We start from the raw sequence: 26,070 nt of genomic DNA on the forward strand, positions 1-26,070 counted from the left end.
GTCGTCAGTCCTCGCGGGCCTGCTTCGGGAGCATCAGGCCGACCGCGAACGTCAGGGCGATCATCCCGGCCGCCACCCACAGCGTGATCGCCACGCTCCCGGTGCCGAAGTAGAGGGTGCCCAGCAGGGCCAGGCCCAGCGCCCCGCCCACCTGCTGGAGCGCGGTCAGCGCGCCGGAGGCGGAGCCGGTCTCCTGGGGCTCGACGGCGGCCATCACGATGCTGAAGTACGGGCTCATGATCAGCCCGCTGCCCAGCCCGGACACCACCAGCGCCGGGGCGAGCTGCCAGGGCGAGACCCCGGGGGAGGCGACGGCGATCACCCCGATCACGCCGAGCCCCATGACGATCGCGCCGGCCAGCAGCACCTTGCGGCCGTGCCGCCGGGCGGCCTGCGCGACGCCCATGCCCGCGATCATGCCCAGCGACGAGGGCACGCCGGTCAGCGCCGCCTTGAGCGGGGAGTAGCCCAGGCCGAGCTGGGTGTAGAGGCCGATCACGAGGAAGAACCCGGTGAAGGCGGCGAAGTAGATCGTGCCGGTCGCCATGCCGGAGACGAACGCCCGCTTGCCGAACAGGCTGGGCGCCACCAGCGGGTCGCCGCCGCGCCTGGCCCTGCGCTTCTCGTAGGCCGCGAAGACCGCGAACACCGCCGCGGAGGCCGCCATCATCGCGAACGCCCACGCCGGCCAGCCGCTCTCGCGCCCCTGGACCAGCGGGAAGACCATGAGTACGGTGCCCGCGCAGGCCAGCAGGGCACCCGGCAGATCGAGCCGCACGCCCCTGACCGGGCGGGAGGCGGGCAGGAAGCGCAGGGCGGCCAGCGCGGCGGCGGCCCCGATCGGCAGGTTGATCAGGAAGATCAGCCGCCAGTCCACCCCGGTCAGCGCGCCCGCCAGGATCGGCCCGCCCACCGCCGACAGCCCCATGACCGGCCCGAACGTCCCCATCGCGACCGCCAGCTCCTTGGGCGGGAACATCTCCTTCATCAGCCCCATGCCCTGGGGGATCATCGCCGCCCCGAACAGCCCCTGCACGACCCTGGCCGCGATGATCGTCTCGGGGGAGGCGGCCAGGGCGCACAGCAGCGACCCGACGGTGAACCCGATGACGCCGATGAGGAACATGCGCTTGCGCCCCACGATGTCCCCGAGGCGTCCGCCGGTCAGCAGGCCCGCGGTCATGGCGAGGGTGTAGGCCGCGCCGAGCCACTGGATCAGGGAGGTGCCGCCGCCGAGGTCGGCCCGCATCGTGGGGCCCGCGACGGTGGTGACGGTCGCGTCGAGCAGCTCCATCACGGAACCGGCGAGGACCACCGCGAGCGCGGGCCAGCGCCACTTGTAGGGCGCGGGGGTGGCGGGTGCCTGCGCGGGGCGGGTGTCGAGGACGGTCATTCACGGCCTCCTGAATTGGAACGGCTTGTTCTGTTCCAGATTAGCAGAACGGAATGCTTCATTCCACAAGCTGGCCGAGGTTCTTTTCGCGGAGGCGGTCAAGAGTGCGCGTCGTCACGGCGAGCAGCCCGTGAGCCTTCACGGCCGGCCATGACGGACGGCCAGGGGCGTCGGCGCGTGCGGCCCACCGTGCGCAGCCGTAAAAAAGGGGGTTTTAGTGCTTTCTGGGGTGGCGCGTCTGGCCGGGCGGCACGTGCGTGCGGCCAGGGGGCGTGGCGTCGGTGGGAGGTGGCGCCACGGACGGGCGGGTCGGCTGCGCCGCCGGAGTGATCGTGGCCGGCGCCGGCGTGGGCGTGCGGGAAACCGGGGCCGGGGTCGGCCGTGTGGGGGTCGTCCGCCGCGCGGTCGGGCGCGCGGATAGCGCCTGCTTCGGGGTGGGGCGGTGCGCGACGGAGCGGGAGCGCGTCGGCGGCGCGGAGGGGCCGAGGCCGGTGGGAGTGGTGGTGGCAGCGGTGGACGCGGTGCGGAGGCGGGATTCGGCGGCGACCGGGACCGAGCTGTCGCGGGCGCCGGGGCCGGTGCCGTGCCAGTCGACCGCGTCCGGCCGCCTGGCGGTGGACGCCCCGCCCACCAGGATCCCCGCCGAGGCCAGCATGAGCGTGCCGATCAGCGCGCCGGCGATCATCAGGATCCGCCCCCGCCGCCCGCCCTCGTCGGCGAACCGGGTGGGCTCCGATGATCGCTCCGTGCCAGTCACCCCTCAAATGCTAGAGAGGTGCCGCCGACGCCAGGGCCGATCCGGACAAATGGGCGAGCCAATTGTGATCATCAACAGGAGCACAGCAGCCCGCGCAGCGCCGTCTCCAGGCACAGGCCGGAGTGGGCCGGCGTCGGCCACGGGAAGCGGATCAGCGACTCGTCCACCCGTACGGTCGCCCCGAACCGGTCCAGCTCCCACAGCCACACCTCGCCGGCCTCCTCGCCGAGCTGCCGGGACACGCCCGCGGTGAGCTGCGCCCGGTGCGAGGCGTTGACGTGCGCGAGCACCCGCTCGGCCGTCTCCGCCAGCGGGTCCGGCGCCGCGTCCAGGTAGTCGTCGGCGTCCAGCAGCCCCGACTCCTGCCCGGTCAGGTACACGACCTGCCCCACGTCCAGCCGCAGCAGCCGGGGCGCGGAGCGCTCCCCGAACCGTTCGAGCGCGTCGAACAGGCTCTCGTCGGCGCTGTGGGCGGCCACCGCGACCGCCGCGCCGCGCGCCTCGCTCTCCGGCACGGCCTCCGCCCACCCCTGCACCTCCAGCAGCCCGCGCGGATGGGTGGCGTCGCCCAGTTGCCGCATCGACGTCAGGTTCACCGCCACGACGGCGTCCTCGCGCAAGGGGTGCAGGGGCTCGCCGGGCAGCACCAGGAGCACGGGCCGGCCGCGCTCGTCCACGCCGCCCCGGGCCGGCGAGGGGGCTCCGTCCACGGACAGCTTGGCGACGTTCGCGCTCGCGGCGAGGGTGCGGACCCGCTCAGGGATCGGCAGCATGGGCTCTCCGTTCAATGATAGGTTAGGCTTCCCTAAGTAAGGGTTACCTAATCACATTGAGGTGAACGTGCGCTACACCGGCCCCAAGGTGCGACTGTCGCGTCGCGCGGGCGTCCCGCTGACCAGGAAAGCCGTCCGCTACTTCGAGCAGCGCCCCTATCCGCCGGGCGAGCACGGCCGCAAGACCAACCGCCGCAGCACCGGCGACTACGGGTTGCGGCTGATGGAGAAGCAGAAGCTGCGCTGGTACTACGACGTGTCGGAGCGGCAGCTGCGCCGCTACTGGGACCTCGCCCTCCGCAAGCCGGGCGCGTCCGGCGCCGAGCTGGTCACGCTGCTGGAGAGCCGCCTGGCCTCGCTCGTGCTGCGCGCCGGGCTGGCGCCGTCCATCTACGCGGCGCGGCAGTACGTCAACCACGGCCACATCGCCGTGGACGGCCGCAAGGTGGACATCCCCAGCTACCTGGTCAAGCCCGGCCAGGTGGTCACGGTGCGGGAGCGGTCGCGCGGGATGCAGCCGTTCGTGGCCGCCGCCGAAGGCGTGTACGCCGACGAGCGCCCCGCGCCCTACCTCTCCGTGGATCACGCCGACTTGACGTTCACGCTGGTGAACCGCCCCGAACGCGGGCAGATCGTGGTACCCGTGGAGGAGCAACTCGTCGTGGAGTTCTATTCTCGTTAGCCGTGAGCGAACCGGTGGAGCGTCATGCGAGTTGGTTAGAGCTGTTCTTCGACCTGGTGGTCGTCGTGGCCGTGGCGCAGCTGGCCCACCGGCTGGAGCATCCCACATGGGAGAACGTCGCGTTGTTCGCGGTGCTCTACTACGCCGTGTGGAGCGTGTGGACGACGCTGACGCTCTATTCCAACGCCGAGGCCGAGCGCACCCGCACCCGCGGCATCCTGATCGGCATGTTCGGCATCGCCGTGATGGCCGCGGCCGCGCCCGACGTGGCGCACGTGCTGGAGGCGACCGGCGACACGCATGACGGCTGGTTCATCGCCGCCTACATCACCTGCAGGATCGGCGCGTCGCAGACCCTGCAGCGCGCCGGCACGATCCTGACGGCGTGGCCGGCGGCCCAGCTCGGTGCGGGCCTGATCCCGTGGTTCGCCTCCATCGGCGTCCAGGGCCCGGCCCGCTACTTCTTGTGGGGGCTGGGCGCCGTACTCGACCTGATCTTCTCCGTGCTCCAGAGCCGCAGGCCGGAGCGCCTGATCAAGGAGCTGCAGCATCAGGCCCTGCGGCAGGCGCAGCGGCTGGAGCAGCGCGAGCGGCGCAGGGGCAACGTGCCGGCTCTGAGCCCGGCGGTGCGGGTCAAGGCCGCCGTGCTCGACCCGGCGCACCTCGGGGAACGGCTCGGCCTGTTCGTGATCATCGTGCTCGGCGAGGCCGTCATGCAGGTCGTGATGGCCTCCTCCGGGCAGTCCTGGGACCTGCAGCTCGGCCTGGCGGCGGTGGCCGGGTTCGGGCTGATCGTCTCGCTGTGGTGGCTGACCCTGCAGTACGGCGTGAGCGCGGTGCCGGGCGCGGCCGAGCGGGGGCTGCGCGCGTACGTGGCGCTGCCCGCGCACTTCGCGATGACCGCGGGCATCACCGCGACCGCGGCCGGGCTCGGCGCGGTCGCCGCGGACCCGGCCGCGCACCCGCACGGCGGCGTCGGCTGGGTGCTGGCCGCCGGTCTGGCCGTCTACTTCGCCGCCTCCACCGTGCTCGGCGTGGCGAGCGGCGCCGAGCGGCGGTGGATCTGGGGATGGGCGCTGCCGTCCGTGGCCGCGCCGCTGGCGGTGGGCGCGGTGTCCGGGTTCGTCGAGGGCTGGGCCGTGGTCGCGCTGCTGCTGGTCGTCGCCCTGTGGCGGGTGGCCTACCGGCACGGCGGCGGCACGGCCCAGCAGGGCTCAGTCCGGCCGGCGTAGCTCGGCGACCTCCTTGCGCAGCTCGGCCAGCTCGTCGAGGATCCGCTGGGTGTGCTCGCTGGTGTCCTCCAGCACCGCGCGCTCCTCGGCGCGTTCCTCGGCGCTCTCCTCGTCCATGGCGCTGACGACCACGGCCATGAAGAGGTTCAGGATCACGAACGTGCAGATCAGGATGAAGATGGTGAAGAAGACCCAGGCCGACGGATGGCGGGTCATCACCTCCCTGGCGATGTTGCCCCAGTCGTCGCCGGTCATCGTCTGGTAGAGGGTGAACAGCGAGGTCGGCAGGCTGCCGAAGCGCTCGGGGGAGGTGCTCCCGTAGAGCTTGGTGGCCATGACGGCGGCCACGTAGAGCACCAGGCCGAGCAGCACCACGATCGAGCTCATGCCCGGCATCGCGCGAAGCAGCGCCGAGACGACGCGGCGCAGGCTCGGCACGACCGACAGCAGCCGCAGGGCGCGCAGGATGCGCAGGGAGCGCAGCACGGACAGGCCGCCCGTGGCGGGCAGGAAGGCGATGGCGACGATGGTGGCGTCGAAGACGTTCCACGGGTCGCGTAAGAACCTGGAGCGCTCGACGTAGATCTTGGCGATCAGCTCGACGGCGAAGACGTACAGCGCGATGTGGTCGACCACGGTCAGCAGGTGGCCGAAGCGCGCGACCACCGCGGGGAAGGTCTCGAGACCCAGCGTGGCCGCGTTGAGCAGGATGACGCCGACGATGAACCGCTGGAAGCTTTCGCGGGCGAGGAAGGCGGCGGTGCGTTCACGCACGGGGGCAGGCTCCTAAGGGCTTGGTCATGTGCCCCACCATGATGGCGCAACATGATCAAGCCGGTGTCTGTGGTATAAAAACGCAGCTGAGCGACGAATGGTGAGGGCGCCGAGAGACTATGTCCTATCCCAACTACGGTCCCTCCTCTTACGGACCGCCACCCCAGAGCCACCCCCAGGGCACCACCATCCTGGTGCTGGGCATCCTGAGTCTGGTGGTCTGCTCGTTCATCGGCCCCTTCGCCTGGTCGATGGGCACCAGGGCGCTGCGCGAGATCGACGAGAGCGGCTACTACTACGAGAACCGCGGCATGGTGCAGGCCGGGCGCATCTGCGGCATCGTCAGCTCGGTCCTGATGATGATCGGCCTCGGCTTCGTCGTCCTAATGTTCGGGCTCATGCTGGTCACCGGCGCCCTTTCCCGATAGCAGCTCGCCGAAGCCCGACTCCAGCAGGTCGAACGCCTTGTCGGCCTGAACCCTGAGGTCGGGCTCGATGCTCTCCCACGGCTCGCCCGCCAGCTGCCTGCGCACCGAAGAGTGGGTGAGGATCCTCGTCGTGTTGAGGATGTGGGTGGCGACCAGGCGGGGCGTGAGGTCGTCGGCATCGGCCTCGAGCTCGTCGGCCAGCGCCCGCGTCAGCGCGTCCTCCCGCTTCTCGTGCATCTCACGCAGCTTGGCCACCAGCGAGGGTGCTTCACTGACGATCCGGGCGAACACGTCGGACCCCTGGCTGAGCCCGTAGCGCCAGTGGCGCGTGTCGAGCGCGTCGAAGAAGTCGCGGCGGAACGCCCCCACCACGCTCTCCCCGGGCTCGCGCTCGCGCAGCACCTGCGGCGCCAGGTCGATCGCCACGTCCTGCCGGTCGGCGAACAGGTCCTCCTTGGTGCCGAAGTAGTTGAACACCGTGTTGACCGACACGTCGGAGACCCGCGCGATCTCGGCCACGGTCACGTTGTCGAACCCCTTGGCCATGAACAGCCCCATCGCCATGTCCGCGATGCGCTGCCTGGTCTCGCGCTTCTTCCGCTCCCGCAGCCCCTCTTCCATGCCGTCATCGTACCAAGCTTGCAGTGACTCCAAAATTGTGGCTACTCTAATTTTGGAGGCGATGAAATGATTACTACTTCAGGTCTGAGCAAGACCTTCGACGGCGGCGTGGAGGCCGTCAAAGGCGTCGACCTGTCGGTCGGGCCCGGCGAGATCGTCGGGTTCCTCGGTCCGAACGGCGCCGGCAAGACCACGACCATGCGCATGCTGACCACGCTGCTGCGCCCCACCTCCGGCACCGCCACGGTGGCCGGCCACGACCTGCTCGGTGACGCGAGGCAGGTGCGCAGGCGCATCGGCTACGTCTCCCAGACCGGCGGGACGTCGCCGACCTCGCCGCTGATGGGCGAGCTCGTGCTCCAGGGCATGCTGTACGGCCTGAGCAGGGCGCAGGCGGAGGCCAGGACGCGGGAGGCGCTGGAGCGGCTCGAACTCACGGGCCTGGAGTCGAAGCCGGGCGCGGCGCTGTCCGGCGGCCAGCGCCGCCGCTTCGACATCGCGTTCGCCCTGCTGCACGACCCGGTCCTGCTCTTCCTCGACGAGCCCACGACGGGCCTCGACCCGCAGAGCCGGGCCAACCTGTGGGAGCACATCCGCTCGCTGCGCGGAGAGCGGGGCATGACGGTCTTCCTCACCACCCATTACCTGGACGAGGCCGACGCGCTCTGCGACCGGATAGTGATCATCGACCACGGCCGGATCGTGGCCGAGGGCGCCCCGGCCGAGCTGAAGACCGGCGGGCGCACACTCGACGAGGTGTTCCTGGACATCACCGGCAGGTCGCTGCGCGAGGAGAGCGTGCTCACCGGAAAGGGCGTCTGATGCTGCGCGACACCTGGGTGCTGTTCCGCCACGGCGTGCGCGTCACGCTCCAGCAGAAGGTCGGCATGGTCTTCGGCGCGATCCAGCCGCTGCTCTTCCTGGTGCTGTTCGGGCCCATCTTCACCACGTTCGGCACGTGGGAGACGCTCGTCCCCGGCCTCATCATCCAGCTCGGGCTCATGAGCATGGGGCTGGCGGGCTTCGGGGTGGTGTTCGAGAAGCGCTCCGGCGTGCTGGAGCGCATGCGCGTCACCCCGGCCAGCCGGCTGGCGCTGCTGCTCGGGCGCGTGCTCAACAACGCGCTCACCATGACGATCCAGACGCTGCTGCTGCTCGCGGTCGCCTTCGCCTTCGGCCTGCGGGCTCCCGCGCCGGGGCTGGCGGCCGGGTTCGTGCTGGTGATCGTGCTCGGGAGCAGCCTGGCCGCGCTGTCGTACGCCATCGCCCTGACCATGAACGAGCACCTGTTCGCGCCCGTGATGTCCACGGCGGTGATCCCGCTGGTCCTGCTGTCCGGCTCGTTCCTGCCGATGTCGATGGCGCCGGGCTGGCTCGACGCCATCTCGCACCTCAGCCCGTTCAGGTACACGCTGGAAGCGCTGCGCGACCTGTTCGCGGGGCGCTACCTGACGGGCACCGTGGGCCTGGGAGTGGCCGTGACCGTGGTGTTCGCCGCGGTCAGCCTCACGGTCGGGACCAGGGTCTTCAACCGGGAGAACGCCTGAGAGCGCCGTTCAGGCCGCGTTCCTGGCGCGCCGCCGCAGCGCGGCGATGATCCCCGCCGGGTCCACGTTCCCGTAGCCGTAGTCGTAGTCGAAGCCCACCTCGCTGCGGTCCTCGGCGGTGCGCCGCAGCAGCGCCCGCAGCTGGGTGGGCGACAGCCGGGTCGAGGGCCACAGGGTGCGGACGGCGGCGACGAGCCCGGCGGCCACCGGCGTCGCCGCGGAGGTGCCCGAGTCGGGCTCGTCGTCGCCGAACGCCTTCGACCCGGAGAAGTGGGTGTAGGCGCAGAAGTCGGGCTTTCGGGCGGTCAGCCGCCCGGGGCCCTGCGAGGAGTAGCCCACCCGCTCCCCGTTGATGTCGACGCCGCCGACGGACAGGGCCTTCGGGTGGGAGTTGGCGCCGACGATGGGCCGGTTGGGGTAGACGCACCGGCCGTCGGGGCACTGGGTGCCGCAGTTGCCCGCCGCGAACAGCACGTCCGCGCCGGCCCGGTCGAGCTCGGCCACCATCAGGTTGAACGGATGGGCGGCGTTGTCGGAGTAGTTGCCCGGATGCCCGACGGGGAAGTCCCACTCGGGGGAGAAGGAGCCCCACGAGTTGCTCACCACCAGCGCCCTGGACCCGGCGGGCTGGGCGGCGAGCACGGTGCGCAGGTGCGCGAACGCCGACACCGCGTCCGACAGCAGCCCGTCCAGCGCCGAGCCGCCGGGCCGGGTGGACAGCAGGACGGGGATGTCGATCAGCGACGCCTGGGGAGCGGCGATGAGCGTGTCGAAGGCGCACATCGTCCCGTGATCGACCTCGAACTCGCCCGCCTTGCCCGACACCCCCTGCGGGCTCCAGGACCGCTCGGCGTCCAGCGTGACGCCCCTGCCGAGCTGCCTGGCGGTGTGGGCCGCGTTGATCCCGGTGTCGAGCACGGCCAGCGCCACCCCGCTGCCGTCGAGGCCCTCGGCGCTCAGCCCCGGCACGTTCAGCAGCCGCTCCACGTCGTGCCAGGTGCCGACCGGCGGGTCGCCCCCGCAGGTGCGGGTGGTGCCGATCACCGGGTCGGCGTAGACGCCGACCACGTCGGGCCGCAACGCCGGCAGCAGCGTGACCCTGGAGGCCAGCTCGTCGTCCGAGATCGTGCCGCGCACCAGCACGGAGGCGTCCTCGGCGGCCAGCGAGAAGTCGAGCGGCTGGTTGAGCGAGAGGGGATCGCCCCCGGCGGCCGGGACGGGCCGCGCGACCGCCACGGGGACGTACGCGGTGTCGAGCTCGACCCCGGGCAGCCCGTCGGCCACGTCGGCCGTCGTGGCGCTCTGATCCGGGTCGGCGACCGCCGCGACCAGATCAGGGGAGGGGCGGAGCTGGATCAGGACCCGCATGTGTCACCACCGAATCTCGGGGAGGAAATGAACTCCCCAAGATTCCTCCATTCATCGCCCCGGCGTCCAGCGCCTTTCAGGGGTTTGACCTGCGCAAACACCGTAATTGGTGCGAACCGGATGACATTTCTTCCGGGCGTCAGGCTTCCGTGTTCCCGGTCTGTTCACTACGGTGTCGAATCATGACGCTCCAGGCGCAGAAGCCGGTCGACGACGGAGAAAGAGCTCACTGGCTGGCGGTGCGGCCGAGGCTCGTCCTCGCCAGCGCCTTCATGCTGTTCCTCGAGCTGGCGCTGATCCGGTGGACCGGGTCCAACATCGTCCACCTCAGCTATTTCACCAACTTCGTGCTGCTCGGCTCGTTCCTGGGCATCGGGCTCGGCTTCCTGCGCGTGGGGCGGTCGCGGCGGCAGCCGTACTACTCGCCCGTCGTGCTGGCCGCCCTGGTCGCCGTCGTCCTGACGTTCCCCGTGACCGTCGACAGGAACACCGAGGGCGTCCTGTACTGGACGAGCCTGTCCACCAGCGGGCCGCCCGCGTGGCTGATCCTGCCGGTGATCTTCGGCGCCGCCGCGCTGGTGCTCATGGGCCCCGCAGAGCTCGTCGGGCGCTGCTTCCCCGAGCTGCCGCGCCTGGAGGCCTACCGCTACGACCTCATCGGCAGCCTCAGCGGGATCGCGGCGTTCACGGCGCTGTCGTTCCTGAGCGCGCCGCCGGTGTTCTGGGGGCTGATCGCGGCCATCTGCTACGGGCTGCTGCTCACGCCCCGGCCGCGCTCGCTCTATCTCGGCCTGGTGACCGTGCCCTCGCTGGCCGTGGTGGGGCTGCTGCTGATGGAGACGCTGACCGCCGGGGCCATCTGGTCGCCGTACTACAAGGTGACCACGCGGCAGCTCACGCAGCTCGGCGTGCTCGTCACCGACATCGCCGTGAACGGCATCCCGCACCAGCAGGCCGTGCCCGCCGCCGCCCGGCTGCAGTGGGAGGCCCAGTACGGCCTGCCGTACGAGAGGACCAGCAAGCCGCCCAAGGACGTGCTCATCGTCGGCGCGGGCAGCGGCACCGACGTGGCCATCGCGCTGTCCAAGGGCGCGGGCCGGGTGGACGCCGTGGAGATCGACCCCAAGCTGCGCGAGCTGGGCGGCTCGGTCCACCCCGACAAGCCGTACGACGACCCGCGCGTCACCACCCACATCACCGACGGGCGCGCCTTCCTCGAGCGCACGGGCGACAAGTACGACCTCATCCTCTTCGCCCTGCCCGACTCGCTCACCCTCGTCTCCGGGGCGAGCTCGCTGCGCCTGGAGAGCTACCTGTTCACCGAGGAGGCCATGAAGGCCGCCCGCGCCCACCTCAAGCCGGGCGGCACCTTCTCGATGTACAACTACTACCGCGAGAGCTGGCTGGTCGACCGCCTCGCCTCGACCATGCAGCGCGCCTTCGGTCACAAGCCGTGCGTCGACGTCGTCAGCACCGCCGGCCAGCAGGCCGTCATCACGGCGGGCGTGACGGCCGACGCGCAGCGCTGCGCGTCGGAGTGGCCCGGCGCCGCCCCCGGCACCCCGCAGCCCGCCAACGACGACCGGCCGTTCCTCTACCTCAAGGACGCCACGATCCCGCCGATCTACATCATCACGCTCGGCCTCATCCTCGTCGTCAGCCTCCTCGCCGTCCGCGTCGTCGCCGGGCCCTACCAGCGGATGCGGCCGTACGCGGACCTGTTCCTGCTGGGCGTGGCGTTCATGCTGCTGGAGACCAAGAGCGTGACCGGGTTCGCGCTGCTGTTCGGCACCACGTGGGTGGTCAACGCGATCGTCTTCGCCGGCGTCCTGGTCGCGGTCCTCGCCGCCGTCGAGATCACCCGCCACTTCCGCACCCCGCCGCTGCCCGTCATGTACGGCGTGCTGCTCGCGGGGCTGTTGCTGGCCTGGCTGGTGCCGAACGCGTGGCTGCTGTCCCTGCCGGTGCCGCTGCGCGCGGTGGCGGCCGTGGTGGTGGCGTTCCTGCCGATCTTCGCCGCGAACGTCGTCTTCGCCAAGCGCTTCGCCGAGACGGCCGACGCGACCACCTCCTTCGGCGCCAACCTGCTGGGGGCCATGGTGGGCGGGTGCCTGGAGTACGCGGCGCTGGTGATCGGCTACAAGGGGCTGCTGATCGTGGCGGCGGTGCTCTACATCGGGGCGATGGTGCTGCTGCCCCGCAAGCCGGTCACCGCCTGACGGCCGGGCGGCGGGGTGTAACCCCGCCGCTCACAGGCCGCAGAGCTCGTCGAGGGACTTGGCGCCGCCGCCCTTCTGGGTGTTCCTGGTCGGCGTCTGCGTGGGCGTCAGCGGGCGCGTACGGGTCGGCGAGGCCGAGGACGTGACGCTCGGGGACGCGCTCACGTTGGCCGTCTGGGCCTGGCGGGCGGGCCGGTTGGAGTCGGCGATCGCCTTCCTGGAGGCCACGCGGATCTTCGCCCAGTCCGGCGAGCCCGGCCAGAACTCCGGCGGCACGAACTGCATGCTCGTGATCCGGGCGTCCTTGACCTTGACGGCCAGCTCCACCAGCGGCTGCACCAGGTGCTGGGGGATGTTGGTCTGGGCCAGCCGCTTGGCCGCCCCGGCGATCTTGGTGAAGTTGGTGAGGATCACGGTGGGGGTGGCCTGCTGGGCGAAGGCGCCGATGACGCAGCGCTGGCGGGCCATGCGGGAGAAGTCGTCGCTGTTGACGCGGGAGCGGCCGTACCAGAGGGCCTGCTCGCCCGTCAGCTTCCGGTAGCCCGCCTTGATGGTGCCCGCCGTGCCGAAGTGGCCGCCCCACTTGACGTCCTGCTCGACCCGGATCTTGAGGCCGCCGATGGCGTCGACGAGGTCCGCGAAGCCGTACATGTTCATCAGCATGTAGTAGTCGATCTTGAGGTTCAGCGTGTAGCCGATGGCGTCCATCAGCGCCCGGGGGCCCTTGTTCTTGCCGCCCATGAGCTGCGGGTTGTCGTTGGCGTACTGCCAGACCTCGTTGAGCAGGCCCCCGTTGGGGAGTTCGGCCATGAAGCCGTTCGGGAACTGCTTGTGCAGCGGCGAGCTCGGCGGGAAGCGCACGTGCTGCAGGTTGCGCGGCAGGCTGAACAGGACGGTGTTGCCCGTCTTGAGGTCGATGCTGGCCACGTTCATGCTGTCGGTGCGCACGCCGGTGCGGTTGCCGGCCGCGTCGCCGCCGATCAGCAGGAAGTTCACGCGGTCCTTGCCGCTCCACGGGTCCTCGCCCTCTTTGACCGGGGCGGCGACTTCGGGGTCGGACACCGAGGGGAAGATCTGCTTGATCGCGTCCCGCGCGGTCAGCACGTAGTTGGCGGTCAGGGCGAACGGCGACATCACCGCCACGCACAGCACCCCGACGACGATGCCGGTCAGCACCTGGCCCTGCTGGTTGAGGCGGTTGGGCCCGAGCGCGACGTACGAGGTCACCAGCACGGCGAACCACATCAGCGCGAGGACCGAGGCCACCACGACCACGGTGATCATCATCCCGTCGCCGGCGAACGCGGTGAGGTTCTGCAGGTTCCGGGTCAGCCCGTAGGCCAGGGCCGCCAGGAGCAGCACCGCGTACACGCTGAGGAGGATCAGCCCGGTACGGCGGCGCCCGGCGCGCAGATGTGCGGCGCCGGGCGCGATGGCGGACAATGCGGTCCACCCGAGTACGGATCCGGTTGTCAGGGGCTTGGCGAAGCGAGGGGATGAGGAGCCACCAGGGCGCGGCCGGCGAACAGGTCGCCGTTTCTTGCCCCCTGGCACGGTTTCTGCCCCATCGCGATTGCTCACACCCGGCTCCTTACACGCCTACCAGGCAAAACTGTCGTTGCCCCCCGTTGGGCACAAGATTGCCAGGATTCTAGTCCCCATATCTGGACATCAGAGACACGTGCCCAAGCTGAGATGAACACTACGTGCACGATGGGCCGCATTTAGAGGGTTTTGGGTAGGTCGTAACTTTTTTTCAGGAGACGGTCGAGGACGGCGCCATCCAGGTGTTGCACTGGTACGTCTTGTCCCGCTCCCAGCCCTGACGGAACCACCGGTTGTTGTTCGCGGGCGTGCCGTGGTCGCGCGGCCACCCCGGATAGTCGCCCACCTGGGCGTAGAACGAGAACAGGCGGCTGCGCAGGGACGTGTTCACCGGGTACGACGCCGCGACCGACCGCATCCACATGCCGCCGAAGCAGGTCGCCTGCAGCTCCAGCCGCCTGCTGAGCGCCAGCTTGCCGCTCTGGCTGGAGGAGTCGAGGGTGGCGCGCCACCAGGAGTCCATCAGGCCCGTGATGTTCTGGATGTGATGGCCGTACTCGTGGGCCATCATGCTGATGATGCCGCCGTGCCACTGGATGATCTGGCCGTACCCGCGGGCGTTGCCGTTGCCCCGGGCCATGGCCGAGGTGGAGGCGTAGATCGTGTTGTTGCGCGGGCAGTAGTACGGCACCATGCTCCCGGCCGACGGATAGTCGCCGCACGCGCCCCGGCCCCGCTTGGCGGCGATGGCGTAGTTGGGCGGGCTGAACTGGATGCCCTGCTTTTCCAGGATCGGCCCCCATGCCCGGTCCATGCACTTGCCGGTCTTCAGGATCAGCGCCTTGAGCTGGCCGTGGTTGAAGATGTTGGCGTTCCCGCCGGAGCAGCTCAGCCTGGGCAGCGAGCCCGCCCGGTACATGGTGTTGCTCTTCAGGCTCGTGTTCAGCGTCACCTGGGGAGGCTGCGTCGGGGTCGTCTCCGGCTCCTGGGTCTCCTCCTGGGTGGGCTGCCGCGTCGGCGAGTCGGACTCCGTCGGGGCCGGCCGGGAGCGGGTGGGGAACGGCTCGCTGGTGGCGCGCTCCGAAGGCTCGTACGTCGGGATCGCGACCGGTGTCGTCGTCTCCGACCTCGACGCGCTCTTGAGCAGCGCCGACGCGACGACGATCAGCACGAACAGCGCGGCGATCCCCCCGAGCACGCCGCCGATCACGCCGAAGACGCCCATGCCCGACTTCCTGCGCTGCGGCGGCCCCCACTGCGCCGGCGGCAAAGGCGGCGGCGGTGGGGGAGGAGGCGGGGGCGGCGGTTGCCGGTATTGCTGCTGCTGCCCGTAAGGTGGCGGCGGTGGCGGGTACTGCGGGCCGCCCTGGGGATAGGCCTGCTGCGGGTACGCCGGCCCCTGAGGGTAGGCCGGCGCCTGCTGGTACGGATTCCCCTGCTGAGGTGGCGGAGGCGGGGGAGGGGGCTGCGGAGGCGGTGGCGGCGTCGGGTACGGCTGCCGGCTCGGCGGCTGCGGCTGGCGGTAGTTGGGCGGCGGCCACGGCAACGAGGGTGGCCTCTGTGGCTGCCCTGGCCCTTGTGGCGGGGGTGGATATTGCCCGTTCCCTGTCACCGTGTCTCCCCGTTCGCCCGGTTGTCTGGAATGGAAGGCTTTGCGCCGCGACTTGCCGGACCCTTGCCAAATTTGGGGCAAAAGCATACTCATTTCTCACCCGTCACGGATGTAGCAGTGATCGGTTACGGTCCGAAATCATTCGAGGTGATCTCGGTTATCTCCCGGTCCGCGCGGCGGGCGTTGCCCTAGCTTTTCTGGCATGAATCTCCAGCAGCTCCGCTATGTGGTCGCGACTGCGGAGCACCGCACCATGACCGACGCGGCAAGATCGCTTTACATCGCGCAGCCTGCGCTGTCCCGCGCGATCCGCGATCTGGAGCGGGAGCTCGGCATGACGCTCTTCGCTCGTTCAGGCCGCGGCGTGGTCGTCACCGCGCAGGGCCGTCGCGTGGTCAAGCTGGCGAGGGAGGCACTCGACGCCGTTCACGAGATCGAGGGCCTGGCCAACCACAGCGGCGTCACGGAAGCGGAGCTCCGCATCGCGTCCACGCCCAGCCTCGAACCCGGCCTGGCCGGGAGGCTGCTCCCGGCTTACGCGGCCGAGCATCCGGGAGTACGCGTGCACATCGTCCGCTGCGACGGCAGAGACAGCGTCGTCAGCGCCATCAGAGATCAGCGGGCCGACCTCGGGCTCACCGATCTTCCGGTCCCCACGGACCTGATCACCCATCCGCTCGAGCGCCAGGAGATCGTGCTGATCTCCCCGCCCGGGCTCGACCTGCCCAACCCGGTGCCGATGGGCAAGCTGCACGGCATGCGCCTGGCGCTGCCGGCCCGCGGCAGCATGCGGCGCAGGGAGCTGGACGCGATGTTCGGCAAGTACTCGGTGAGCCCTGTGGTCGTGCTCGAAACCGACGAGCGCAACGGCTGGCTCAACGCGGTACGCGCGGGCCAGGCGTCGTTGCTCTGGTACCGCGGCCTGGCCGAACAGGCCAGTCGCGCGGGCCTGATCGTGCGCTCGCTCGAACCCGCCGTGCGGCGCGTCATCGCCGTCGTGCACGCCCGCCGCCGCCTGCCGCTGATCGCCCAGGACTTCCTGGCCACCGCAGAAAAGGGGACAGCGGCCTGACCCGATTAGGAACGATCCATGCTCATGGCCCCCACTCCGTGGGGGCGGGGTTCGGTCGCTGGGGAGCCGCCGCCTTCCCTCGTCGCTCCGGTCGCTACGCTCCCTGCGCTCCTCAGTCCAGGCGGCGGCGCTCCCTCACCCGGACCGCTACCGGGAGACCGGCAACCGCACCACGGCCCGCAGCCCAGGCGCGGCGTCCTCCAGGACGACCGTGCCGCCGTGCGCCCGCACGGTCTCTCGCACGATCGCCAGCCCCAGCCCGGCGCCGCCCTCATCACGGCTGCGCCCGGAGTCCAGCCTGGTGAAGCGGTTGAAGACGCGCTCGCGATCCTGTTCGGGAATGCCGGGCCCGTCGTCGGTCACCGTCAGCACTCCGTCCGCGGTCAAGGCCACCTCGACCTTGGAAGAGGTGTGGCGTACCGCGTTGTCCATCAGGTTCGTCAGCACCCGGCTCAGGTCGAGGGCGTCGCCGCGCACCACGACCGGGTCACACACCATCAGTCGCGCCTCGGCGTACCTGTCGACGGTCTGGCGGACCACCTCGTCCAGCTCGACGGGTTCCCGCCTGGCGGGCACGCCGCCGCGCTCGTCCAGCCTGGCCAGCGCCAGCAGGTCCTCGGCCAGCCTGGACAGCCGCATCGTGTCCTCCAGGACGCCCTCGGCGGTCTCCCGCCAGTCCTGACCCTCGGGATGCCCCAGCGCGACCTCGAGCTGCAGCCTGATGCTGGCCAGCGGGCTGCGCAGCTCGTGCGCGGCGTCGGAGACCAGCGCCCGCTGGCGCTGCTCGGCCTCCTCCAGCCTGGCCAGCATGCCGTTGAGCGTGGTGGCCAGCGAGTAGACCTCGTCACGCGACTGCGGCACCGGCAGCCGGCGCGACCTGGCCGTGTGCGTGATGTCCGCCGCGCCCCTGCGCAGGGCCGCGATCGGGCGCAGCGTGCGGCCGATCATGAGCCAGCTCGCCACCGCGAGCAGCACGATCAGCGCGGGCGTGCCCACCAGCAGCACCCGTCCGGCCGTGACCAGGCTGGTCTGGATCTCGCTGATCGGCCGGGCCGCGATGACGGTCTGCCCGCGGTCCGCGCTGAGCACGATCACCCGCAGGAACCCGGGCACCGCGTACGGCCGCCCGTCCAGGAGCGTGGCCTGCCCCCGCTGGAGCACCTTGGCCCGGGCCTTGGCGTCCAGCAGCGGGACCAGCCGGTCGGTGCCGTACGTCACGTGCGTGATGCGCCCGCCGGCGTCGATGACCTGCACGATCGTGCCGTCGTGCGTGCTGATCGGGCTGGTCAGCGTCCCTGCGTCGGCCGCCACGCGCACGGCCTGCGCCGTCTGCCTGGTGGACTCGTCCACGGTGTCCATCAGCGCCCGTTCGAGCACGCTGACCAGCACCGACGCCGACACGGCCAGCGCCAGCGCGAGCACCGCGGCGGCCGCCACCGTGAGCCTGAACCGCAGCCCCTGCCGCCGCCACCAGGCCAGCGGGGAGTCAGCCACCGTCGCCCGCCAGCCGGTAGCCCGCGCCGCGCACGGTCTGGAGCGCGTTCCTGCCGAACGGGGCGTCGATCTTGCGCCGCAGGTAGCCGACGTACACCTCGACCACGTTCGGGTCGGTGTCGAAGGTGTCCCAGACGTGCTCCAGGATCTCCGCCTTCGACACGACCTCGTCCCGCCGCCGGATCAGGTATTCCAGCAGCGCGAACTCCCTCGGCGTCAGCTCGATCGAGCTCCCGTCCCGCTCGACCCGGCGCCGGGCCGGGTCGAGCGACAGGTCGCCGGCCACCAGCACCGACGGCCGCCGCCCCGCGTCGCGCCGCAGCAGTGCCCGGAGCCTGGCCACCAGCACCACGTACGAGAACGGCTTGGTCAGGTAGTCGTCGGCGCCCAGGTCGAGCCCGTCGGCCATGTCGTATTCGCCGTCCTTGGCAGACAACATGAGGATCGGCACCCAGTTCTCCTCCGCGCGCAGTTGCTTGCACACGTTGTAGCCCGAGAGCCTGGGGAGCATGATGTCGAGCACCACGACGTCGTAGTCACCCTGTCTGGCCGCGTGCAGGCCCTCCTCGCCGTCGTGGGCGAGGTCCACGGCGAACCCCTCAGCCTGGAGCCCCCGCTGGAGCGCGGCGGCCATCCGCCGCTCGTCCTCGACGACAAGTACTCTCATGTGGCAATTCTCCTGTTCCCGCCCTGAGACAACGCTGAGAAGGCTGAGAGCCGTCTCAGACAGTCTCAGGTCCGCCTAAGGATGCATCACGCAGGCTCTGAACATCGACATACGGTTAAGGAGTGAGATGCGTAGAGGCACGTTCGTGAGGTGGGGAGTGCCGATCGCGGCGGCGGCCGTGATCGGAGCCGCGATCGGCGCCGGCCCCGTCATAGCCGCGGTGAGCGGCGAGCCCGTGCTGCCGGAGCGGTCGGCACAGCAGCTGCTGGCCGACGCCGTGGCGGCGACCGGCAAGGAAGGCGGCATCGCGCCGATGTCCGGCACGGTGCAGCAGACGGCCTCGCTCGGCCTGCCGGCGCTGCCGCAGACCGGCGAGGCGTCACCGCTGAGCCTGCTGTCCGGCTCGCACGAGGTGAAGGTCTGGTACGGCGGCGCCGACAAGGTCCGGGTGGCCCTGCCGACCCAGCTGAACGAGACCAACCTGATCGTGAACGGCGACACGGCCTGGTACTGGGAGAGCGCCACCAACACCGCCACCAAGCTGACCATCAAGGCGGAGGCGAGGCAGGACAAGCGCGCCCTGCCCACGCCGCGGCCGACCGACGTGACGCCGCAGCAGGTGGCCGAGCACCTGCTGGCCAACGTCGACCAGCACACGGCGGTCCGCGTGATCAACACCGCCCAGGTGGCGGGCCGGCCGGTCTACCAGCTCGTGCTGGCGCCCAAGGACGCGGGCTCGCTCGTCCAGGAGATCCGCATCGCGCTCGACGGCGAGACGTACGTCCCGCTGCAGGTGCAGGTCTACGCCAAGGGGTCGGCCGAACCGGCGTTCCAGGTCGGGTTCACGCAGGTGACGTTCACGCCGCCGGCGGACGAGAACTTCACCTTCACCCCGCCCGCGGGCGCCAAGGTGGAGGAGAAGACCCTCGGGGCCGGCATGGAGCAGGAGGTCGCGGCGGATCGCGCCGAGCACGCCAAGGACGTCGCGGAGCGGGCAAAGGTCGTGGGGCAGGGCTGGACGACCGTGGCGGTCGTGCCGTTCTCGCTGTCGGACCTGAAGACCGCGACGCCGTCGGACGGGCGCCAGGGCCGCGGTCCGGGCTCCGGCGCGGGCGCCGACCCGAGCGCGCTGATCGACAGCGTGCTGAAGTCCGCCACCCCGGTGAGCGGCACGTGGGGCTCCGGCAAGCTGATCAAGACCAAGCTCGTCACCGCCCTGCTGACCGACGACGGCCGCCTCCTGGTCGGCGCGGTCACCCCGGAGGAGATCACCAAGGCGGCGGGCACCAAGTGACCACCGTCACGCAGGAAGCAGGGGCGCCCTCCGGGGCGGCCCTGCCCCCGGGGGTGGACGCGGGGGAGTCCGCGATCGTCACGGAGGGGCTGACCAAGCGCTTCCGCGGCGGCCAGATCGCCGTGGACACGCTGGACCTGGCCGTGCCGCGCGGCTCGGTGTTCGGCTTCCTGGGGCCCAACGGCTCGGGCAAGACCACCACGATCCGCATGCTGCTCGGCCTGGTCGCGCCGACGTCGGGTGGATACTCCGTGCTCGGCCTGCCCCAGGCGCAGGCCCTGCCCAAGGTCGGGGCGCTGGTCGAGGGGCCGGCCTTCTACCCGTACCTGTCGGGCGCGGCCAACCTGATGCGCTTCGACTCCGCCGACCCGACCGCGCGCCGCGCGAGCGCGAAGCGGCGCATCGCCGAGGCGCTCGACCGCGTGGGCCTGTCGGCCGCGGCCGGCAAGCGCTTCCGCAACTACTCGCTCGGCATGCGCCAGCGCCTGGCCATCGCCGCCGCCCTGCTGGGGCCGCGCGAGCTGCTCATCCTGGACGAGCCCACCAACGGGCTCGACCCGCAGGGCACGCGCGAGGTCCGCGCGCTGGTCAAGGAGATCGCCGCCGACGGCACCACGGTCTTCGTCTCCTCCCACCTGCTGGCGGAGGTGGAGCAGATGTGCACGCACGCCGCGATCATGCGTACCGGCAAGCTCGTGGCGCAGGGCACGATCGCCTCGCTGAACGGCGGGCTCGTGACACGCATCCGGGTGGAGACGCCGGACGCGGCGGACGCCGCGCGGGTGCTCGGCACGCTCGGCCTCGCCGACGTGCTGACCGGGGACGGGGAGGTCACGGCCGAGCTGGGCGGCCACGCGCCGGAGCGCGTCAACGCCGCGCTGGTGGGGGAGGGCGTGGCCGTTCGCGGGCTGGCCGTGGTGCGGCCGAGCCTGGAGGACGTGTTCGTGGGACTGACAGGGGAGGGCTTCGATGTCGACGGCTGAGTCGATGGCTGGGACGGCGGGGACCTTGGGGTCCGCCGTCGGGACCACGGAGGCCGGGACCCAGGACGAGCGCCGCACGCCCGGGCTGGTGCCCGTCGCGGAGTCCCTGCGCTCCACCGAACGCCGCCCGCCGGAGCCGCCCGCCGAGGCCCCCGCCCCCGCGGCGGGAAGGGCGTGGGCGTTCTGGCGGCTGCTCGGCTCCGAGCTGGGCCTGACGTTCCGCAGGCCGCGCAACCTGACCATGCTGGCCGTGCTCGGCGTCGTGCCGATCGTCATCGGCGTGGCGCTGCGGCTCGTCGCCTCCGAGGAGGGGATGGGCGGGCTCGTCCAGGACGTCGTGGGCAACAGCCTGATGCTGACGTTCGTGTCGTTCTCGTTCCTGGTGCTGCTGCTGATGCCGGTCGCCGTCAGCGTCGTGGCCGGCGACTCGATCGCGGGCGAGGCCGGGGCGGGGACCCTGCGCTACCTGCTGGCCGCCCCGGCGGGGCGCACCCGGCTGCTGCTGGTCAAATACCTCAACGCGGTCGTCTTCGCGTACGCGGTCACCGCGGTGGTGGCCCTGACGGCGCTGCTGACGGGCCTGGTCCTCTTCCCGGCCGGGGACGTGACGCTGCTGTCCGGCACCACGATCTCGATGGCCGACGGGCTGCTGCGCATCCTCATCGCCGTCGGGTACGTCGGCGCCGGGATGGCCGCCCTGGCCGCGGTCGCGCTGGCGCTGTCGACGTTCACCGAGGTGTCCATCGGGGCCATCGCGGCCACCATGGTGCTGGTCATCGTCTGCCAGGTGCTCCGGGCGATCCCCGAGCTGGGCTCGATCACGCCCTACCTGCTGCCGTCCAAGTTCACGAACTTCGACGCCGTGCTGCGCAGCCCGATCGACTTCGGGAGCCTGCGGGACGGGCTGCTGGCGTTCGGGGCGTACATCGTGCTGTTCGGCTCGATCGCCTGGGCGCGCTTCTCCGGCAAGGACATCACCTCCTGACAGCGCGAGCGCCCCGACCGCGGACGGCCGGGGCGCGCCGTCGTGGACGTCAGGCGGCGGGGCGGCGGCGCAGGCCGAGCGCGCCGATCACGACGCCGATGACGCCCACCACGAGGCCGGCGCCGCCGAGCAGGCGGGCAGTGCCGTCGGAGGCCGACGTGGCCGCCGCCACCGGCGTCACCGAGGGAGCGGCGGCGGCCGGAGCGGCCGAGGCCGACGCTGAGGCCATGCCGTGCCCGTCGCCCCCGCTCGCGGGGACCAGCTTGAGCGTCGGGGCGGGGTGCTCCGCCTCGGTCCCGTCCGTCTTGGGCGCGTCCGCCCAGTCCACCACCTCACCCTTCGAGTACGTCTGCTTCGTCGGGAACACCAGCGCGTCCGTGTCCTTGGGCAACTGCCCCATGGACACCTCGAACTCCTGGAACTCGCCCGGGTTGATCTTGCCGCCGGACCACACGACCTTGGTCACGGCCTCTTCGAGGTCGCCGTACTCGGTCTTGACCGGCTTGGGCAGCTTGCCCTGCGTGACCTTGACGTCCCAGCCCGGCAGGGGCTTGACCGACACGAACGCCAGCGGATGGTCGACGGGGAAGGAGACCTCGACCTTGGTGGTCGAGGCGTCGTCGCGCTCGTTGGGCACCCGGAACGCGACCTTGGTGAATCCGCCCTGCTCGGCGGTGCCCGGCTGGATGGTGACGTGGGCCAGGGCCGGGATGGCGAGGCCGACGGTGAGGGCGGTGGCGGCGGCGAGCACGGTCGCCGCACGGCGTACGAAGGACATGGGGGAACTCCACTTGGTGAACGGGGATGAAAAAGGGGTGTCAGACGGTCAGGCGGGAAGTGGAGGACCACGCCTGGCCACGCAGAGCCGGAACTCCGGCTGGAGCGGGACGACCCTCGCCCGGACGATCGGCGCGGCGGGCCGCGTGAGCGGCGGCACGGCGAACGCCGGGAGCAGCATGAGACGGCGGCCGACCAGGCGCAGCAGCGACCAGAGCGCGACCTCGCCGCGCGCCAGCCACAGGCCCGTGATCAGCGTGGCCGTCACGTGCGTGAGCAGCATCCCGGTGTTGACCGCCAGGCCGCCCTGGCCGTGGCCGTGCGCCGCGGCCACCGGCTCGAACAGCCCGCGCACGGAGAAGTAGGCGGCGCCGTCGCCCGCGAACAGCTCGTGCAGCGCCAGCTGCGCCCCCACCAGCATGACGTTGATCGTCGCCGCGGAGCGCTCCCTGCCGCACAGCGCCAGCCCCAGCGCGGACACGCCCGCGAGCCCCAGGCCGGCGACCCACGGCGCGGGCGCCGAACCGCCGCCCAGCACGTGGGCGAAGGCGGCGAGAGCCACGCAGACGGCGGCGAAGGCGGCCGTCCGCGCGAGTCTGAGGGGAAGGTGCGCACGCATGGGTGTGCCCCATGCTCTCACGGGGCAGTGAGTCATGAGACCCGAAGTCCGAAGGTGCACATTGGCTGGTCCAAAACGGGCATTTAGGGCTAGGGTCGTGCCGACCGCGTTGACATCGAGGTGAGAACGTTGCGGCACTTAGGTGGTTTCCTCATCGGCTTGGTGGTGACGGCGGCCGTGCTGGCGGGCGGTGGCTGGGCCGTCCAGCAGGCCCTCGGTAACGCCGCGGCGACACCACCGGACAACCAGAAGATGTGGATCGCCCTGGGCGCGATGGCCGCCGTCGGGCTGGTCTTCGGACTGGTGGTGGCGGGCCGGATCTCGCCCATGGCGACGTTCGTGCCGTCGATGGTCCTGCTGGCCTGGACGGTCGTGTACGCGCTCGACGTCAACAGGGCGATCTCCCTCATCCCGAGCGCCCCGTCGGTCAACCAGATCATCCTGGACGCCGGCCTCGGCGCCAAGACCCTGCTCACGTCGGGCGTGTTCGCCCTGCTCGGCGTGGCGCTGTTCATCCCCGTGCTGATGCCGTCGCGCTGGTCGCGCCCGTACGACGACGACGTCGACGAGGACTACGAGGCCACGCCGGAGGGCAGCTACTACTGAGCTTGTCCCTGCTGGGCCGTACCTGTGTAGAGGCGGGTCACCACGTCCTCGATGCTCGACTGGCCGGGGGAGGTGGCCATCAGGTCGTCGAGCGTGCCGTCGAAGGCCAGCCGCCCGTGGTCGATCACCATGACCCGGCGGCACAGGCGCTCGATGTCGCCGAGGTCGTGCGTGGTCAGCAGCACGGTCGTGCCGCGCTCGGCGTTGACCCGCTGCAGGAACTCCCTGATGCCGGCCTTGCTGACCACGTCCAGCCCGATCGTCGGCTCGTCGAGCACCAGCACGTCGGGCGCGTGCAGCAGCGCCGCCGCGAGGTCGCCCCGCATGCGCTGGCCCAGGCTGAGCTGGCGCACCGGCGTGCGCATGAACTCGCCCAGGTCGAGCGTCTCGGTCAGCTCGCCGAGCCGTGATCTGAACGTGGCCCGGTCCACCCTGTACAGGTGGCGGATCAGCTCGAAGCTGTCGACGAGCGGCAGGTCCCACCACAGCGTCGTCCGCTGCCCGAACACCACCCCGATCCGCCGCGCCAGCGACGTGCGCCGCCGCGACGGGTCGAGCCCGGCCACCCGGACCCGGCCGGACGTCGGCGTGAGGATGCCGCAGAGCATCTTGATGGTGGTGGACTTGCCGGCCCCGTTGGGCCCGAGGTAGCCGACGAACTCTCCCGCCGACACGGTGAACGACAGGTCGCTCACGGCGTGGACGACCCTTCTCTTGATCTTGAACGAGCGTCCGGCCCGGTCAAGTTCGATCATCCTCAACTCCCCGTGGATCGGTAGTGCCTGATGCCCTGCCGCCAGGCCAGCGCGGCCAGCAGGGCGAGGACCAGCGCGGCGACCGGCGCGGCGAACCGCAGGAGCTCCGGCGTGCCGAACGGGTCGTCCCGGCCCAGCACGTACAGGCCGGGCTGCCAGTTGACGAAGGCCAGCGGGAGCACATATGTCACGCCCCTGACCAGGTCGCGGCCGTAGATGCTGAGCGGGTACTGGCTGAGCTGGTTGCTGCCGTAGGTGAAGGCGTTGGACACCTCGGGGGCGTCGGTCAGCACGAACTGGACCGCGCCGCCGAGCGTCCAGAGCGCCGCGAAGATGACGATCCCGGTGACCAGCATGACGGGGATCATCCAGGCGCGCCGCCAGTCGAGGTCGAGCGCGGCGACGCCGTAGCCGAGCACGACGCACGCCTGCAGGATCCGGCCCACCCTGGCGGGCACGAACCGGTCGGTGGCGAGCTGGATCCACGGGCTGACCGGCCTGATCAGGAACGTGTCGAGGGTGCCCGCCTTGATGTGCTGGCTGATCCGGTCGATGTTGCTGACGAACGTGTCGCAGATGGCGAACGACACGCCGGCGGCGCCGTACAGGAAGAGGACCTCCTCGCGGGAGAAGCCCGCGAGCGTGGTGGTGTTGGCGAAGACGATCAGGATCACGGCGACGTCGAGCCCGGAGGTGAGGACGCCGAACAGGGTCATCAGCGCGAACGACACCGGATACGCCGCCGCGGCCCTGGTCCAGGTCCACAGCAGCAGGAAGTAGGTCCTAACCACCCTGGATCACCACCTTGCGGCGGATCGCCATGGTGCCGAGCGCGCCCAGCCCGAGCAGGATCGCGGCCCAGAGCGCCTGGAACGCGAGCGTCTCCAGGATCGGGGCCCTGCCCAGGTAGAGGTCGGTCGGGAGCTGGACCATGGCCGCCCAGGGCATCGCCATGACCAGGTCGCCGAACCAGCCGGGGAACAGGTGCAGCGGCACCATCATCCCGGAGAAGAAGGTCGTCAGGAGCATCGACACCACCGCGACGCCGCGGTCGTCGAGGAGCCAGCAGGTCGACAGCGCCACCAGGTAGCGCCAGCCGAAGCTGACCACCACCGCGACGGCGAAGCCGGCCAGGAACGCCGACCACTGCCCCGGCCCGGCGGGGACCGTGATGCCGAACACCACCGCGCCGACCAGCATGGGCGGGACGCCGCGGACCAGGAACAGGTAGGCGGCCCTGCCCAGGTCCTCGGCCAGCGTCCAGAGCTGGAGCGAGGCGGGCCGGACCAGGTCGAGCGCGATGTCGCCGCTGCGGATGCGCTCGGGGAGGCCGAGTCCGCCCCCGAACAGCTGCATCGGGCCGATGAACGCCTGGGTGACGAAGCAGAACGTGACGGCGTCGGCCACGTCGTAGCCGGCCAGCCCGGGGCGGGCCTGCCAGAGCGCGATGAGGATGTAGGCGCGGAGGATGCCGAAGACGCTGTTGGTGAAAGCGCCGGCGATCGCGCCCCAGACGTAGGTGGCGTGCTTGCGGAAGCCGTACCGGACGAGCCGGGCATAGAGGGGTATGGTTTTGCACCTCCGGAGGGTGAGGACACGGTGACCGACCGTGTACGGACCCGCGCACGGGTCTGCCGATGGGAAGCATGGAATTATGCGTCGCGGGCCTGGCGCCCCGCAACGCAATTAATCGTTCGGCGGTCGGCGAGACGGTACAGGCCGCCGCTCTTCGCCGGCAGGGCCAGGGCGGATGGGAAAGCCTCGTGAAGGGCGGCCGAGTCGGGGCAGAAGACCAATATGACGTCGTCACCGCACCGAAATATCCAGGTAAGAGATGAGATACTTACTGGCCGGTAGAAGGATCTTC

At 71.0% G+C, this 26,070-nt stretch carries 26 protein-coding genes; 11 read left to right on the forward strand and 15 right to left on the reverse strand.

Annotated elements, in window-relative coordinates:
• Positions 1 to 4 precede the first annotated feature (4 nt).
• The 3 genes from H4W80_RS56685 to H4W80_RS56695 all read right to left on the reverse strand — a co-directional run bounded on the left by H4W80_RS56685 (position 5) and on the right by H4W80_RS56695 (position 2,923).
• On the reverse strand, positions 5 to 1,393 hold the full coding sequence (locus H4W80_RS56685; RefSeq protein ID WP_192792605.1) for an MFS transporter: 1,389 nt from the start codon (positions 1,391 to 1,393) through the stop codon (positions 5 to 7).
• Positions 1,394 to 1,607: 214 nt separating this feature from the next.
• The gene (locus H4W80_RS56690) at positions 1,608 to 2,150 is read right to left on the reverse strand and encodes a hypothetical protein (RefSeq protein ID WP_192792606.1); all 543 of its coding nucleotides are present in this window, start codon (positions 2,148 to 2,150) and stop codon (positions 1,608 to 1,610) included.
• A 71-nt stretch (positions 2,151 to 2,221) separates the two neighbouring features.
• Entirely contained in the window at positions 2,222 to 2,923 is a 702-nt protein-coding gene (locus tag H4W80_RS56695) for a DUF2470 domain-containing protein (protein ID WP_192792607.1), read from the reverse strand.
• A 67-nt stretch (positions 2,924 to 2,990) separates the two neighbouring features.
• Between H4W80_RS56695 and rpsD the strand changes: the two genes are divergently transcribed.
• Together rpsD and H4W80_RS56705 are read left to right on the forward strand one after the other, a co-directional pair.
• Positions 2,991 to 3,605, forward strand: a complete 615-nt coding sequence (rpsD, locus tag H4W80_RS56700) for a 30S ribosomal protein S4 (RefSeq protein WP_192794361.1) — start codon at positions 2,991 to 2,993, stop codon at positions 3,603 to 3,605.
• A gap of 2 nt (positions 3,606 to 3,607) precedes the next feature.
• Entirely contained in the window at positions 3,608 to 4,837 is a 1,230-nt protein-coding gene (locus tag H4W80_RS56705; protein WP_192792608.1) for a low temperature requirement protein A, read from the forward strand.
• On the opposite strand, the gene H4W80_RS56710 is transcribed toward H4W80_RS56705, so the two are convergent.
• The gene (locus tag H4W80_RS56710) at positions 4,820 to 5,611 is read right to left on the reverse strand and encodes an ion transporter (protein WP_192792609.1); all 792 of its coding nucleotides are present in this window, start codon (positions 5,609 to 5,611) and stop codon (positions 4,820 to 4,822) included. The genes H4W80_RS56705 and H4W80_RS56710 overlap by 18 nt on opposite strands.
• A 119-nt stretch (positions 5,612 to 5,730) precedes the next feature.
• Between H4W80_RS56710 and H4W80_RS56715 the strand changes: the two genes are divergently transcribed.
• On the forward strand, positions 5,731 to 6,039 hold the full coding sequence (locus H4W80_RS56715; protein ID WP_192792610.1) for a DUF4190 domain-containing protein: 309 nt from the start codon (positions 5,731 to 5,733) through the stop codon (positions 6,037 to 6,039).
• Here the strand turns inward: H4W80_RS56715 and H4W80_RS56720 are convergent.
• On the reverse strand, positions 5,995 to 6,660 hold the full coding sequence (locus H4W80_RS56720; RefSeq protein ID WP_192792611.1) for a TetR/AcrR family transcriptional regulator: 666 nt from the start codon (positions 6,658 to 6,660) through the stop codon (positions 5,995 to 5,997). The two genes, H4W80_RS56715 and H4W80_RS56720, sit on opposite strands and share 45 nt — an antisense overlap.
• Before the next feature lie 66 nt (positions 6,661 to 6,726).
• Between H4W80_RS56720 and H4W80_RS56725 the strand changes: the two genes are divergently transcribed.
• Entirely contained in the window at positions 6,727 to 7,482 is a 756-nt protein-coding gene (locus tag H4W80_RS56725; protein ID WP_192792612.1) for an ABC transporter ATP-binding protein, read from the forward strand.
• Complete coding sequence (locus H4W80_RS56730; protein WP_192792613.1) at positions 7,482 to 8,207, forward strand: ABC transporter permease; 726 nt, start codon at positions 7,482 to 7,484, stop codon at positions 8,205 to 8,207. Before H4W80_RS56725 ends, H4W80_RS56730 begins: the two co-directional genes overlap by 1 nt.
• Before the next feature lie 9 nt (positions 8,208 to 8,216).
• Here H4W80_RS56730 and H4W80_RS56735 read toward each other — a convergent pair whose 3' ends face one another.
• The gene (locus tag H4W80_RS56735) at positions 8,217 to 9,575 is read right to left on the reverse strand and encodes a S8 family serine peptidase (RefSeq protein ID WP_192792614.1); all 1,359 of its coding nucleotides are present in this window, start codon (positions 9,573 to 9,575) and stop codon (positions 8,217 to 8,219) included.
• 182 nt (positions 9,576 to 9,757) lie between these two features.
• On the opposite strand from H4W80_RS56735, the gene H4W80_RS56740 reads away from it, so the two are divergent.
• Complete coding sequence (locus H4W80_RS56740; RefSeq protein ID WP_192792615.1) at positions 9,758 to 11,794, forward strand: spermine/spermidine synthase domain-containing protein; 2,037 nt, start codon at positions 9,758 to 9,760, stop codon at positions 11,792 to 11,794.
• Positions 11,795 to 11,824: 30 nt separating this feature from the next.
• Here H4W80_RS56740 and H4W80_RS56745 read toward each other — a convergent pair whose 3' ends face one another.
• The gene (locus tag H4W80_RS56745) at positions 11,825 to 13,237 is read right to left on the reverse strand and encodes an LCP family protein (RefSeq protein WP_225964245.1); all 1,413 of its coding nucleotides are present in this window, start codon (positions 13,235 to 13,237) and stop codon (positions 11,825 to 11,827) included.
• Positions 13,238 to 13,550: 313 nt separating this feature from the next.
• Complete coding sequence (locus H4W80_RS56750; protein ID WP_225964246.1) at positions 13,551 to 14,564, reverse strand: neutral zinc metallopeptidase; 1,014 nt, start codon at positions 14,562 to 14,564, stop codon at positions 13,551 to 13,553.
• 589 nt (positions 14,565 to 15,153) lie between these two features.
• Between H4W80_RS56750 and H4W80_RS56755 the strand changes: the two genes are divergently transcribed.
• Entirely contained in the window at positions 15,154 to 16,023 is an 870-nt protein-coding gene (locus H4W80_RS56755; protein WP_192792618.1) for a LysR family transcriptional regulator, read from the forward strand.
• Positions 16,024 to 16,170: 147 nt separating this feature from the next.
• On the opposite strand, the gene H4W80_RS56760 is transcribed toward H4W80_RS56755, so the two are convergent.
• Positions 16,171 to 17,517 carry a sensor histidine kinase gene (locus H4W80_RS56760; protein ID WP_192792619.1) on the reverse strand — a complete coding sequence of 449 codons (1,347 nt, stop codon included), beginning with the start codon at positions 17,515 to 17,517 and terminating at the stop codon, positions 16,171 to 16,173.
• Positions 17,510 to 18,184: a response regulator transcription factor gene (locus H4W80_RS56765; protein WP_185073479.1), complete on the reverse strand. Its 675-nt coding sequence runs from the start codon at positions 18,182 to 18,184 to the stop codon at positions 17,510 to 17,512. The genes H4W80_RS56760 and H4W80_RS56765 overlap by 8 nt, the downstream gene beginning before the upstream one ends.
• 127 nt (positions 18,185 to 18,311) lie before the next feature.
• On the opposite strand from H4W80_RS56765, the gene H4W80_RS56770 reads away from it, so the two are divergent.
• From H4W80_RS56770 to H4W80_RS56780, 3 genes are read left to right on the forward strand one after another with little or no spacing between them, the layout of a single operon-like run.
• Positions 18,312 to 19,478: a LolA family protein gene (locus tag H4W80_RS56770; RefSeq protein ID WP_192792620.1), complete on the forward strand. Its 1,167-nt coding sequence runs from the start codon at positions 18,312 to 18,314 to the stop codon at positions 19,476 to 19,478.
• On the forward strand, positions 19,475 to 20,461 hold the full coding sequence (locus tag H4W80_RS56775) for an ABC transporter ATP-binding protein (protein ID WP_192792621.1): 987 nt from the start codon (positions 19,475 to 19,477) through the stop codon (positions 20,459 to 20,461). The genes H4W80_RS56770 and H4W80_RS56775 overlap by 4 nt, the downstream gene beginning before the upstream one ends.
• Entirely contained in the window at positions 20,448 to 21,446 is a 999-nt protein-coding gene (locus tag H4W80_RS56780; protein WP_225964247.1) for an ABC transporter permease, read from the forward strand. Before H4W80_RS56775 ends, H4W80_RS56780 begins: the two co-directional genes overlap by 14 nt.
• 49 nt (positions 21,447 to 21,495) lie before the next feature.
• On the opposite strand, the gene H4W80_RS56785 is transcribed toward H4W80_RS56780, so the two are convergent.
• Together H4W80_RS56785 and H4W80_RS56790 are read right to left on the reverse strand one after the other, a co-directional pair.
• Positions 21,496 to 22,224 (reverse strand): YcnI family copper-binding membrane protein, encoded by a 729-nt coding sequence (locus H4W80_RS56785; RefSeq protein ID WP_192792622.1) that lies wholly within the window; start codon positions 22,222 to 22,224, stop codon positions 21,496 to 21,498.
• A 48-nt stretch (positions 22,225 to 22,272) separates the two neighbouring features.
• A complete protein-coding gene (locus H4W80_RS56790) occupies positions 22,273 to 22,842 on the reverse strand; it encodes an MFS transporter (protein ID WP_192792623.1) in 570 nt (189 codons plus the stop codon).
• A 120-nt stretch (positions 22,843 to 22,962) separates the two neighbouring features.
• Here H4W80_RS56790 and H4W80_RS56795 point away from each other — a divergent pair, with 120 nt between their 5' ends.
• A complete protein-coding gene (locus H4W80_RS56795; RefSeq protein WP_378525908.1) occupies positions 22,963 to 23,448 on the forward strand; it encodes a hypothetical protein in 486 nt (161 codons plus the stop codon).
• Here the strand turns inward: H4W80_RS56795 and H4W80_RS56800 are convergent.
• From H4W80_RS56800 to H4W80_RS56810, 3 genes are read right to left on the reverse strand one after another with little or no spacing between them, the layout of a single operon-like run.
• Positions 23,442 to 24,203, reverse strand: a complete 762-nt coding sequence (locus H4W80_RS56800) for an ABC transporter ATP-binding protein (protein ID WP_192792624.1) — start codon at positions 24,201 to 24,203, stop codon at positions 23,442 to 23,444. The genes H4W80_RS56795 and H4W80_RS56800 overlap by 7 nt on opposite strands.
• 2 nt (positions 24,204 to 24,205) lie before the next feature.
• Positions 24,206 to 24,994: an ABC transporter permease gene (locus H4W80_RS56805; RefSeq protein ID WP_192792625.1), complete on the reverse strand. Its 789-nt coding sequence runs from the start codon at positions 24,992 to 24,994 to the stop codon at positions 24,206 to 24,208.
• On the reverse strand, positions 24,987 to 25,889 hold the full coding sequence (locus H4W80_RS56810; protein WP_225964249.1) for an ABC transporter permease: 903 nt from the start codon (positions 25,887 to 25,889) through the stop codon (positions 24,987 to 24,989). The genes H4W80_RS56805 and H4W80_RS56810 overlap by 8 nt, the downstream gene beginning before the upstream one ends.
• Between the last annotated feature and the right edge of the window lie 181 nt (positions 25,890 to 26,070).

The sequence above is a fragment of the Nonomuraea angiospora genome, assembly GCF_014873145.1.
Taxonomy (GTDB): Bacteria; Actinomycetota; Actinomycetes; order Streptosporangiales; family Streptosporangiaceae; genus Nonomuraea; species Nonomuraea angiospora.